Source organism: Pseudomonas aestuarii (assembly GCF_027988105.1).
Taxonomy (GTDB): Bacteria; Pseudomonadota; Gammaproteobacteria; order Pseudomonadales; family Pseudomonadaceae; genus Aquipseudomonas; species Aquipseudomonas aestuarii.
In genome coordinates this window covers 249,852-261,726 of the sequence record NZ_JAQJZJ010000005.1, presented here as the reverse complement: position 1 = coordinate 261,726, position 11,875 = coordinate 249,852, and the positions used below count along the sequence as shown (strand labels likewise).

Annotated in this window: 11 protein-coding genes and 1 pseudogene; 2 read left to right on the top strand and 10 right to left on the bottom strand. The window is 64.6% G+C overall.

Annotation, left to right across the window (positions count from 1 at the left end; genetic code table 11):
* Positions 1-5: 5 nt before the first annotated feature.
* Positions 6-671: a TetR/AcrR family transcriptional regulator gene (locus PH586_RS13020; RefSeq protein ID WP_271348192.1), complete on the bottom strand. Its 666-nt coding sequence runs from the start codon at positions 669-671 to the stop codon at positions 6-8.
* Positions 672-951: 280 nt separating this feature from the next.
* Between PH586_RS13020 and PH586_RS13015 the strand changes: the two genes are divergently transcribed.
* Positions 952-3,000 (top strand): NADH:flavin oxidoreductase, encoded by a 2,049-nt coding sequence (locus tag PH586_RS13015; protein ID WP_271348191.1) that lies wholly within the window; start codon positions 952-954, stop codon positions 2,998-3,000.
* A 218-nt stretch (positions 3,001-3,218) separates the two neighbouring features.
* Here the strand turns inward: PH586_RS13015 and PH586_RS13010 are convergent, their stop codons facing one another.
* Positions 3,219-4,160 carry a DMT family transporter gene (locus PH586_RS13010; protein WP_271348190.1) on the bottom strand — a complete coding sequence of 314 codons (942 nt, stop codon included), beginning with the start codon at positions 4,158-4,160 and terminating at the stop codon, positions 3,219-3,221.
* Between the two features lie 397 nt (positions 4,161-4,557).
* Between PH586_RS13010 and PH586_RS13005 the strand changes: the two are divergent.
* Positions 4,558-4,710, top strand: a pseudogene (locus tag PH586_RS13005) (2Fe-2S iron-sulfur cluster-binding protein); the annotation flags it as partial.
* Positions 4,711-4,771: 61 nt separating this feature from the next.
* Here the strand turns inward: PH586_RS13005 and PH586_RS13000 are convergent.
* The 8 genes from PH586_RS13000 to PH586_RS12965 all read right to left on the bottom strand — a co-directional run bounded on the left by PH586_RS13000 (position 4,772) and on the right by PH586_RS12965 (position 11,832).
* Positions 4,772-5,446, bottom strand: coding sequence for a type 1 glutamine amidotransferase domain-containing protein (locus tag PH586_RS13000; protein WP_271348189.1), 675 nt, complete (start codon positions 5,444-5,446; stop codon positions 4,772-4,774).
* Positions 5,447-5,470: 24 nt separating this feature from the next.
* Complete coding sequence (locus PH586_RS12995; protein WP_271348188.1) at positions 5,471-6,508, bottom strand: NADP-dependent oxidoreductase; 1,038 nt, start codon at positions 6,506-6,508, stop codon at positions 5,471-5,473.
* Between the two features lie 24 nt (positions 6,509-6,532).
* The gene (locus PH586_RS12990) at positions 6,533-7,690 is read right to left on the bottom strand and encodes an iron-containing alcohol dehydrogenase (protein WP_271348187.1); all 1,158 of its coding nucleotides are present in this window, start codon (positions 7,688-7,690) and stop codon (positions 6,533-6,535) included.
* 115 nt (positions 7,691-7,805) lie between these two features.
* Positions 7,806-8,387 carry a TetR/AcrR family transcriptional regulator gene (locus tag PH586_RS12985; RefSeq protein WP_271348186.1) on the bottom strand — a complete coding sequence of 194 codons (582 nt, stop codon included), beginning with the start codon at positions 8,385-8,387 and terminating at the stop codon, positions 7,806-7,808.
* Positions 8,388-8,546: 159 nt separating this feature from the next.
* Entirely contained in the window at positions 8,547-9,407 is an 861-nt protein-coding gene (locus PH586_RS12980; protein ID WP_271348185.1) for a DUF72 domain-containing protein, read from the bottom strand.
* A 12-nt stretch (positions 9,408-9,419) separates the two neighbouring features.
* On the bottom strand, positions 9,420-9,761 hold the full coding sequence (locus PH586_RS12975) for a hypothetical protein (RefSeq protein ID WP_271348184.1): 342 nt from the start codon (positions 9,759-9,761) through the stop codon (positions 9,420-9,422).
* 207 nt (positions 9,762-9,968) lie between these two features.
* Positions 9,969-10,649: a tRNA (adenosine(37)-N6)-threonylcarbamoyltransferase complex dimerization subunit type 1 TsaB gene (gene tsaB, locus PH586_RS12970; RefSeq protein WP_271348183.1), complete on the bottom strand. Its 681-nt coding sequence runs from the start codon at positions 10,647-10,649 to the stop codon at positions 9,969-9,971.
* Positions 10,650-10,776: 127 nt separating this feature from the next.
* Positions 10,777-11,832 (bottom strand): HAD family hydrolase, encoded by a 1,056-nt coding sequence (locus PH586_RS12965; protein ID WP_271348182.1) that lies wholly within the window; start codon positions 11,830-11,832, stop codon positions 10,777-10,779.
* Positions 11,833-11,875 lie beyond the last annotated feature (43 nt).

Below are 11,875 nucleotides of genomic sequence, written 5' to 3'. Positions count from 1 at the left end.
GTTGATCAGCCCAGGTTGATAGAAACCAGCGCCGGCTCCGTCACCGCATAGCCGTGACGGGCATAGAAACGCTGCAGTTCGCGGGCCTGCGGGTCCTGCCCGGTGAAGATCTTCACGTACTCGGGAATGCGCTGCATGCGCACCAGCATGTCCTCGCGGGCGTTCATGCTTATATAGCCGATCTGGGTCAGGTACATCGAGCGGGCCCGCACATCGGCGGGCAAGGCCTCATAGCCGAAGCGCATGAACATGCCGACCAATGCCGCCAGGCGGGCCTTGTCGGCGATCTCGACTTGGGCGGCTACCCTGGGCTCCTGCAGCGCCCAACTGCGCACCGCGAACTCGAACTGGGAATCGAACAGCGCCGGGTTCAGCCAGCAGTCGAAGACATTGAGCATGGCCTCGGCAATGCTCTCGGCATAGGCCTGGGTCTGGCCGACCAGGTTGTCGGTATTCTTCACCCGCCAGCGCTCCAGCAGCGCCGCCAGCAGCTCCTCGCGGTCCTTGAAGAACCAGTAGAAACTGGTTCGCGACAACTTCAATTTTTTCGCCAGCGGCAAGATGCGCACGGCCTCGACGCCCGACTCGATCAGGCCTTCGTAGGCCGCTTCCAACCAGCCATCGGCCGAGCCGCGCCAGCCGCTATCACTCGATTTCGTGTGTTCGTTCATGGGCCGATGGTAGCGGCCGACGCGCCTGGGTACAACGCAGAGTGTTGCTCGGCGTCCAGCAACCAGACACGACTGTACATTTTTCCAGCATGGCGGCTGCCCTTCCCGCCCCTGGACAAGTCCCCGCTAATACCTGCCGGTCGCCGAACTTGCGACAGCGGATTGCCATAAGCGACATGTCGACTTGCGAGCAATGTACATCTAAGTCAGATTAATTGACACCTGTGTACATTAACCTCGATGTACCGGCTCAAGCCTATAGCCACGTGGAGCCCCGACCATGTCGAATGACCCGCTGCTTCAGCCCTACCAGCTCAAGCACCTGACCCTGCGCAACCGGATCATCACCACCTCGCATGAGCCGGCCTACCCCGAGGACGGCATGCCCAAGGCGCTCTACCGCGCCTACCACGTCGAGCGGGCCAAGGCCGGCGTGGCCCTGACCATGACCGCCGGCTCGGCGGCGGTGTCGCGCGACAGCCCGCCGGTGTTCAACAACATCCTGGCCTACAAGGACGAGGTGGTCGGCTGGATGAAGGACCTCACCGACGAGTGCCACGAGCATGGCGCGGCGGTGATGATCCAACTCACCCACCTGGGCCGGCGTACCCGCTGGGACAAGGGCGACTGGCTGCCGGTGGTCTCGCCCTCGCACAACCGCGAGGCGGCGCACCGCGCCTTCCCCAAGCAGATCGAAGACTGGGACATCGAGCGCATCATCAAGGACTACGCCGACGCCGCCGAACGCATGCAGGCGGCCGGCCTCGACGGCATCGAGCTGCAGGCCTACGGCCACCTGATGGACCAGTTCTGGTCGCCGCTGACCAACGAGCTGGAGGCGCCCTATGGCGGCTCGCTGGACAACCGCCTGCGCTTCACCTTCGACGTGCTCAAGGCCATTCGCCAGCGGGTCGGCAACCAGTTCATCGTCGGCGTACGCTACACCGCCGACGAACTGCTCAACGGCGGTTTCAACGCGGATGAAGGCCTGGACATCTCGCACCGGCTCAAGCAAAGCGGCATGATCGACTTCCTCAATATCATCCGCGGCCACATCGACACCGACGCCGGCCTGACCGACGTGATCCCGATCCAGGGCATGGCCAGCGCGCCGCACCTGGATTTCGCCGGGCAGATCCGCGCGGCCACCGATTTCCCCACCTTCCACGCGGCGAAGATCCAGGACATCGCCACGGCGCGCCACGCCATCGCCTCGGGCAAGGTCGACATGATCGGCATGACCCGCGCGCACATGACCGACCCGCAGATCGTGCGCAAGCTGATCGAGGGCCGCGAGCAGGACATCCGCCCCTGCGTCGGCGCCAACTACTGCCTGGACCGCATCTATCAGGGCGGCGCGGCCTACTGCATCCACAACGCCGCCACCGGCCGCGAAACCAGCATGCCCCATCAGATACCCAAGGCCGCCCAGCGGCGCAAGGTGGTGATCGTCGGTGCCGGCCCGGCCGGCCTGGAAGCGGCCCGGGTGGCTGGCGAGCGCGGCCACGAGGTGGTGGTGTACGAGGCGGCCGCCCAGCCCGGCGGGCAGATCCGCCTGACCGCGCAGAGCCCGCGCCGGCGCGAGATGCTCGGCATCATCGACTGGCGCATGGCCCAGTGCGAAGCCCTGGGCGTGACCTTCCACTTCAACAGCTGGGCCGAAGCCGAGACCATCCGCGCCCAGCGGGCCGACGTGGTCATCATCGCCACCGGCGGCTACCCGCACACCGAGGTGCTGAGCGCCGGCAACGAGCTGGTGGTCTCGGCCTGGGACATCATCTCCGGCGACGTCAAACCGGGCAGTAATGTGCTGCTGTTCGACGACGCCGGCGACCACACCGCCCTGCAGGCCGCCGAGCTGATCGCCCAGAGCGGCGCCAAGCTGGAGATAATGACCCCGGACCGCAGCTTCGCCCCGGAAGTCATGGCGATGAACCTGGTGCCCTACATGCGCTCGCTGCAGCAGCTCGACACCACCTTCACCGTCACCTACCGTCTGGCCTCCGTGGCCCGCGAAGGCCAGACCCTGGTGGCGCAGATCGACAGCGATTACGGTGGCGTGTGCAAAGGCGTGCGCAAGCAGCGCCACGTCGACCAGGTGGTGGTCAACCACGGCACCCGGCCAATGGACGAGCTGTACCTGGCGCTCAAGCCCTTCTCGCGCAACCTCGGCGCAGTCGACCACGGCGAACTGATCGTCGGCCAGGCGCAGTCCAGGGACGACAATCCAGAGGGCGAGTTCCAGCTGTTCCGCATCGGCGATGCGGTGGCCGCGCGCAACACCCACGCGGCCATCTACGACGCCCTGCGCCTGGTCAAGGATCTCTGACCCCAGCCTGACAGGCACTGGAGGCACATGACGGACGGACTGTCATGTGCCTTTTCCTTGAAGACCGAACGCGGTCCACCCGCAGGACCAGGATCGACTTGCGGGCCTATTGGCAGCGCTCGCGGGGGAACAAACCCACACGCAATAGAAAAAGCCCTCGACACTGTCGGGGCTTTTTTATCTGAGGGTCTACTGCTGGCCCGGCCGGGCAACAGCCACTAGAGGATGTCCTCGGGCTCCTCCGGCACCGGGACCGGCACCAGCGCAGGCTCCGGCAGGGTGCCGCCTTGGCGCGACAGGATGATCGCCGCGATCACCACCATCAAACCGCCGCCGAGCATGCCGGCGCTGATCTGCTCGCCGATCAGCAGCACGGCGATGGTCACCGCCACCACCGGTTCCAGGGTCGACAGGGTGGAGGCCGAGGACGAGCCTATCAGCGGCGAACCGGCTAGGAAAAAGGCCACCGGCAGGATGGTGGCGAACAGCGCCAGGCCCAGGGTCGCCGACCAGGCTGGTGCCCCGGAAGGCAGGATCGCGCCGAAGAACAGCGCGGCCACGGCGAAGACCAGGGCGCAGCCCAGCAGCACCATGGCCGCCGAGGCCAGCGGTTGCTCATGGCGAATGCTGTGGGTGCCATAGACGATCGCCGATCCGTAGCTGAGGGCGGCGAACAGCGCCCAGAGCACCCCGGACAGGTTGCCGCGCAGGCTCAGGCCGGTGGCCAGCAGCACCCCGCCGAGGGCCAGCACCAGGCTGAGCAATTTCAGCGGGCTGGTGCGCTCGCCCAGGTAGGCGATCGATAGCGCGGTGACGAAGGCCGGGAAGGAAAACATCAGGATCACCGCCAGGCTCACCGAGGTGGAGCGGCTGGCGCTGTAGTAACCCAGCGCTGCGAAGCCATAGCCGATGCCCACCAGCAGGTTCTGCCCGGCCAGGCGTCCGCGCGGCAGGCGCACGCCGCGCACGCGCAGGAACAGCAGCAGGATCGCGGCGGCGATGGCGAAACGCACCAGCAGCAACCCCACCGGGTCGGCGCCACCGGCATAGGCATACTGGGCGAACAGTGGCTGCAAGCCGTAACAGAAGGCCGACAGCAACACCAGCATGAAGCCCCGGGCGTAGCCATCGTTGAGTACCAGGGGAGGCGCGCTGTGCATGATTTATCTACCTGCTGATCAAGGATCGGGCAAGCGTAAGTCCCGCCTGACCTTGAGGCTTATACGGGGCCGTCGGGGACATGCTAAGCGCCGTCATTCAGCCGGCTGGCGCACCCTGCTCGCGCAATACCAGCCCCCCGTTCTCGGCGATAGTGGAAAAGGGGCCGGCTCGTAGGCCGGTGAGCTGCCCCGGCCTGGGTGACTGCGACCAGTCGGCGGTCCTGGCCGCTGGTGGCCAGCCCCGGGGCATGATCGACCCCTTCCTGAGCGTCCTTGACCACCCGCCACTCGCTGCTCACCAGGCTCTCGTTCGGCCCCTGCGCCAGCCCCCGAAAGCTCAGGGCGTGGTCATGTGCCCGCGGCTTTACCCGCCGACGACCACATCCTGCAGGTCGGTGGCATGGGCATCTGCGGCACCTGCAAGGTACGCGTATTAACCGGCGAGACCGTGATGAGCCATAACGGCGGCATCTCCGAGGAGGAGATCGCCGACGGCTATGTGCTGAGCTGTTGCACCCGCGTAACGGGCGATGTCGAAGTGGGGTATTAGACGCTGCTCCGGGCAAACAGCCCGGAGCAACCAAGCGTCCCCGTGCCGGACGCGTAGCCCATCACAGCAGGGCGAGCAGCGCCTTTGCCGTGTCTTCGGACGAGGCCGGGTTCTGCCCGGTGAGCAGCAAGCCATCGGTCACCACGTAGCTCTGCCAGTCGCCCGCCTTGGAGTACTGGCCGCCGTTGGCTTGCAGCATATCCTCGACCAGAAACGGCACCACATCGGTCAGTTGCACCGCTGCTTCCTCGCTATTGCTGAAGCCGGTAACGCGCTTGCCCTTGACCAGTGGCTGGCCATCGGCGCCCTTGGTATGGCGAAAAATACCCGGCGCGTGGCAAACCGCGCTGACCGGCTTGCCGGCGCCATGTAAGGCTTCGATCAGGGCGATGGAGTGCGCATCCTCGGCCAGGTCCCAGAGCGGGCCATGGCCGCCGGGGTAGAACACCGCGTCATAGTCGTCGGCCCGGATGTCCGCCAACTTGCGGGTATTGGCCAATGCGGCCTGCGCATCAGGGTCGCCGCGAAAGCGCTCGGTGGCAGGGGTTTGCGCGTCCGCTTCGTCACTTTTCGGGTCCAGCGGCGGTTGCCCGCCCTTGGGCGAGGCCAGGGTCAGCTCGGCACCGGCGTCCTTGAACACGTAATAGGGTGCGGCGAACTCCTCCAGCCAGAAACCGGTTTTCTTGCCGGTATTGCCGAGTTGCTCGTGGGACGTCAAAACCATCAGAATCTTCATGCTGTGTTTTCTCCTTGCTGTGGGTTAGTTATCGGCGCCAACACGGATCACCAGCTTGCCGAAGTTCTTGCCTTCGAGCAGGCCGATAAAGGCCTGTGGAGCATTTTCCAGGCCGTCCACCAGGTCCTCGCGGTAGTTGATCTGGCCTGAAGCGAGCCAGGCGCTCATGTCGCGTGCGAACTCGCCATAACGGTGCCCGTAATCGTCGAAGATGATGAAGCCCTGAATCTTCAGGCGCTTGGTCAACACGGTGCGCATCAGCAACCCCAAGCGGTCGGGCCCCTCGGGCAGCGCCGTGGCGTTGTAGTGCGCAATCAGGCCGCACACCGGAATGCGCGCCGAGGTATTGAGCAGGGGCAGTACTGCATCGAAGACCTTGCCGCCGACGTTTTCATAATAGATATCGATGCCCTTGGGGCAGGCCTTGGCCAGTTGCTCGGCGAAGTCCGGCGCACGGTGGTCGATGCAGGCATCGAAGCCCTGCACCTCGACCGCATGCCGGCACTTCTCCGGGCCACCGGCCACGCCGACCACGTGGCAGCCTTTGAGCTTGCCGATCTGCCCGACGGTGGCGCCGACCGGCCCGGTGGCTGCCGCCACTACCAGGGTCTCGCCGGCCTTGGGCTGGCCGATGTCCAGCAGCCCCATGTAGGCGGTAAAGCCCGGCATACCGAGAATGCCCAAGGCATAGGCCGGATTTTCCGGCGTGGCGCCGAGGCGAGTCAGGCCAGTACCGTCGCAGAGCGCGTAGTCCTGCCAGCCGGCGTATGCCTGTACCCACTCACCGACCTGATAGTCCGGGTGTCTGGACGCCACCACCCGACTCACGGTCGCGCCCACCATCACCCCGCCCTCCTCGACCGGCGCCGCATAGGAGGGTGCATCGCTCATGCGCCCACGCATATAGGGATCCAGCGACAGGTAGACGGTGCGTAGCAGTACTTCGCCGTCAGCCGGGGCGGGAATGGCCGTTTGCTGGATCCGGAAGTTGTCTGCAGTGGGGGCGCCATGCGGGCGCGAGGCCAGCACGACTTGACGATTGATCGCTTGGGTCTGGGTCATTTTGCTACTCCTCGATGCAGTGAATTAAAGGCAGGCTTGCAGTACCTGGCGGCTGATGGCCGGGGTGACATCGCGGTGCTCGCCCAGGCGGGTCATGCCGTGTGCCTCGAGCTGAGCGATCAGTGGCTCGACCACTTCCTGCCCCAGCTGGTAATCGCCCAGGCGGGTCTTCACCCCGAGGGCCTCGAAAAAATCACGGGTGCGCACTATGGCCGCGTCAATGCGCTGCTCTTCGCTGCCGCTGCTCAAGCCCCATACCCGTTCGGCGTACTGCAGCAACTTGGCGTGCTTGGCTGCGCGGCGCTGCTGCAACATGGCCGGTAGCACTACGGCCAGGGTCTGCGCATGATCCAGGCCATACAAAGCGGTGATCTCGTGACCGATCATGTGCGTGGCCCAGTCTTGAGGAACGCCCGCGCCAATCAGGCCATTCAACGCCAGGGTCGCCACCCACATCAGGTTAGCGCGTACCTGGTAATCCTGCGGCTGACTCAATGCCTTGGGGCCGAGTTCGATCAGTGTCAGCAGCAGGCCTTCGGCGAAGCGGTCCTGTACCGGAGCATCGCCCGGGTAAGTCAGGTACTGCTCGACCACATGCACAAACGCATCGACCACACCGTTAGCCACCTGGCGCTCCGGCAGGGTAAACGTCTTGCTTGGGTCGAGAATCGAGAACACCGGGAACAGCAACTTATTGCGAAATGGCAGCTTGGCCTGCTCGGACTTGCGGGTGACCACGCCACCGTTGTTCATCTCCGAGCCGGTCGCCGGCAGGGTTAGGACCGCGCCGAAGGGCAATGCCTGAGTGACCTTGCTGCCATGACTCTGGAGGATCTCCCACGGCTCGCCGGCGTAGTTGACAGCCGCCGCGACAAACTTGGTGCCATCGATCACCGAACCGCCGCCGACCGCCAGCAGGAAGTCCACGGCCTCACGGCGCACCAGCGCCACCGCTTCAATCAGGGTTTCGTAACTGGGGTTGGGCTCGATACCGCCAAACAGCAGTACCTCGCGATCCGCCAGCGCGCCCTGCACTTCGGCCAGGGTTCCGGTGCGCCGGGCACTGTCGCCACCAAACAGCACCAGCACCCGCGCCTTGGCCGGGATCAGGCGGTCCAGTTCGGCGATGCGGCCTTCGCCGAAGCTGATAAGGGTGGGGTTGTAGAAGTCGAAATTGAGCATTAGTAGTGTGAGCCTCGATGGGTCGAATTCGTTCGACATGCAATTCTAATAATTAGACCAGTCGTCTAGAGACGTCGCCAAAAATACCCGCCAGGCGGGCGGGTACGGCAAATGGTTAGTCGAGCAGCTTGTGCGTCATGCTCATCGCCTGCTCCATTGGCTGGCTGGTGCGGTGCAGCTTGGCCAGCAGGCTGGCGCCCAGCCACAGCTGGTAGAGCAGCGTAGCGGTCTGCCGGGGCTCGCTATGTACCAGCGAACCATCCTGTTTGCCGGCCTCGATGCAGTCGGCCAGGCTGGCGATGATCCGCTCCGTACCATCGCGCAAGGTGATGCGCATGCTTTCGGAGAGGTCGGCGACCTCGGCGCTCAGCTTGACCACCAGGCACTGTTGTTGACTGCAGGGGCCCGAATAGCTGGCCAACCACTGCTGCCAGTACGCCATCAAACGCTCGCGGGCCGACTGGCCGTCGGAGGCGAAACGCCGCTCCAGTTGCTCCAGGTACTTCTTGAAGTAGTCTTCGAGCAAGGCCTGACCGAACAGTTCCTTGGATTTGAAATAGTGATAGAACGAGCCCTTGGGCACGCCGGCGGTCTGCAGGATTTCATTCAGGCCCACACCGCTAAAGCCTTTGCCGGCCATGATGCGGTGACCGGTGTCGAGCAGGTGTTGGCGGGTATCGTCGTAAGCGCTTTTCATGGCGGCGACCATACACCCTAAATAGACCAGTCGTCTAGCCGCCCAACCAAACGCGCCTGGCGAGGCGTCCAGACCTGTACAGCCATGACTATCAGCGCGACCACTTCAAGCTCGACGAGCGCGCCAAGCCTTGCGCCAGCTTTCGCCCAGGGCTGTCAATCAGAACAGGCCAAGTTGCTCGAGCGCAGGCTCGACGACTGGCTCAGGCAACGCCGCCAGCCCCGGCAAACGGGCCATCAACTGGGTATGGAAACGCCGCGCCAGTTGCGGCGCCAGGCGGTTGTCGCAGGTGTGCAAGAACACGTGAGGGGTGCGCCCCGCCTCGATCCAGCCGGCGACCCTGTCCAGCCAGGGCGCCATGAAACGGTCATTGGCAGCGAGTTCGGGGTGGCCGATAAAGCGCAGCTGCGGTGCCTGGCTAAACGCCGTCGGCCGAACCGGCAGACGCGGCTTCTTCGCCTGGGCATGCAGCAGCGCGGGCTCCTGCGAGACACAACTGAACAACGCCCGCGCATCCAGGCTGATCCGTTCGATGCCCCGCTCCAGCAGCAGGCGATTAAGCGCCCGCTCCTCTTCCCCCCTGGTGAAGAACAGCGGATGCCGCAGCTCGACGGCCAGGGCGCCGCCAGCCCAGTGCTCGATAAAGGCGCCCAGTTCAGCCAGACGCGACGGGCCGAAGCTGGCGGGCAACTGCAACCAGAAGGGCGCCACCCGCGCGCCCAGGGGCGCCAACAGCTGGCGAAAGGCGTCACTGGCGGCGAGTTGCTCGCGCAAATCCCCGGCGTGGCTGATATCGCGCGGCAGTTTGGCGCACAAATGAAAGTGGTCGGGCATCAGTGCAGCCCAGCGGGCAACCGTGGCGGCCGAGGGCCGCGCGTAGAAGGTGGTGTTGCCCTCGACCGCATTGAAGACCTCGGCGTAGCGCGGCAAAAAGTCCGCCGGGCGAGCGCTATCCGGGTACAGCGAACCACGCCAGGCCGGCTCGCTCCAGGACGGGCAGCCAAGAAAGTAGGGACGCATCAGCGGTGGTTATCAGGCGTAGAGATCAAGGCCCAGTATTTCCTGGGCACCAGGCTCGCTGGAATAGCTGGCGGTGGCGCCATAACTGGCAATCGCCTGGGCCGCGCGATTGCTCACGGCCGATTGGTAGCCCTGGTTCTGCGTCCGGGCCGGCAGGCTGTCGGTGCTGGCGTTGGCAGCCTGTACCCGACGGGTTTGCGCTGTTTGCTCGAAACCCTGACTGCTCGCTGGGGCTGCCGGCTGCTCACGACGCTGCTCGATCTCGCGCTGGGCTTCGCGAAACGGGGTAACCGCGGTGCCCGAACGAGGCCCGCGATCTGGCGAGTAGGAAGGTATGGAGCCGTCGATGCGCATCTATTACTGCTCGGCAGTGGTCAGCAAACTGGGTGAAAGTGCATGCAATTTAGCCCCGCCCGAGCGGATTGGCAATCAATCGTGGAAGCGGGCGACACAGCGGGTCCAGGCGGCCCCCAGGTGAACTAGCGGCCCATCCGCAAGCTGGCGCCTCCGGACGGCGCGCCTTGCCCAGTAACCCGGATGCCACCCATGCAGAATTCGCCCTTACTGCGGCGCTTTCGGTGTAGCGACCTTGTCACGCAGGTACACCGGCAGGGCCTGGTCGGCCACCACGGCCTCACCCCGCGCCCAGGCAAAGCGCGCCAGGCTGAGCAGGTCTTCGGCATGCGGCAGCATCCCATCATCCTGCGCATAGGGGGTCAACGGGATGCGCGCGGCGAAGGTGCCCCAGCCGGTGCCGGCACCGAACCAGTCTCCCGTGGCGTCAGACGGCAAAACGACCTGCTCGGGCGGCGACACCAGTTCGCCGCCGGCAAGGCGCATTTCCCCGTGTTCGCTGCGATAGCAGCCCCAGTAGACCTCATCCATACGCGCGTCGATGGCCGCAGCTACCTGGCTGGCGCCATGCTCGCGCTGCGCGCGCTGGGCCAGCACGGCAAGGTTGGACACCGGCACGACCGGACGATCCAGGGCAAAGGCCAGGCCTTGCACCACGCCAACCGCAATCCGCACGCCGGTAAAGGCCCCCGGACCACGGCCGAAGGCCACAGCATCCAGCGCCGACAGTGGCACCCCGGCCTGGGCCAGCAGCTCCTTGATCATCGGCAACAGGCGCTGGGCATGCTGGCGCGGAATCACCTCGTAATGGCTGATTACCTGGCCGTCATGCAGCAAGGCGACGGAGCAGGCTTCGGTAGCGGTATCCAGGGCCAGTAGAGTGGTCATTGCGATTCGGACAGGTCAGCGAGTGGGCGGGCATTAAAGCGGTTTACCGGCATTTTTGCCAGCTGTCCAGACTGCCATTGCGGCGTCCGGACAACGGAACCAGCCCGCAGGCCGGCCCCACAGGCCCTTAGTGCAGCTGGTCGGGCGTGACCACCAGCCAGTTTTTGTCCGCGTTCACCGGCAAACCCAGCTCGCCCTGGCGCTGGGCCGCGGAGGCCTGCCAATCCTTGACCTGCTGGGTGTATTTGGCCTTGCGATCGACCCAGATCCGCAGCCCGCCCTTAGTGGTGTCGGTCGCATTGAACAACATGTAGCCATCGGACAGCGGCGTGTCGCCGGCCACCAGTATCGGCATCTTCCACTGGTCGATCCAGCCGAAGATGGTACCGAGCTTGCCCTCGTACCAGGTCATCGGATTCATCAGATAGGGGGTCATTTCCAGGTCGAGGTTCTTCGCCGGGTCGTAGCTGCCCTTCTGCACCTGCAGGCGCGAGGTGGTCAGGGCGCCGCTTTGGCGATCCTTGAGCAGCATGTTGACGCCGATGACATTGGCCGGTTTGACGTTGTAGCCGTACTTGGGATCGCTGGCGATCATCCGCACCAGTTCCTCGCTGGCCGCGCTGATCACATAGACTTCGATGCCGTTTTCCTGCAGGCGGTTGTACAACTCCTGCATGCCGGCGAAGGGCTTGGGCGGATTGACACTGCCCTCGACCACCTTGTCGCCGTCGTAATACTTCAAGGGGATCGGCTTGCCGTAGGCCATGACCTCGTCGACATACCCCTTGAGCTCACGCAGGGTGAAACCGGCGAATATCTGCGCCACCCAGGGATAGCAGACCAGGTTGTCGACTTCGCACAGGCGGTAGTAGTAGCTATTGAGGCTTTCCTTGAACCCTGGCGTGTCCTTGAACGGGATCAGCTTGAGCGAGGGGTCCATGGTTTCGCGGGTCAGTAAGCCCTTCATTTCCAGGTAGGGCAGCAGCGACTCCTCGATGTCGAACTGGTAGGTGGTGTTGTCCATATCGAACACCGCATAGGCGCCTTTATTGGCGTTGGCGGCAATCATGTGGTCGAGTTGGGCGGCTGCCTCGCTCGGCCAGTGTTGCAGTTCGGTAGCAGCGGCGCCCAGGGACGCGACGCTCATGGCCAGACCGATCATCCACGCATGCATAGCTCTCATGTGTTCTCCTACTTCCGCCTAATGAAGAAATAAGCCTATCTGG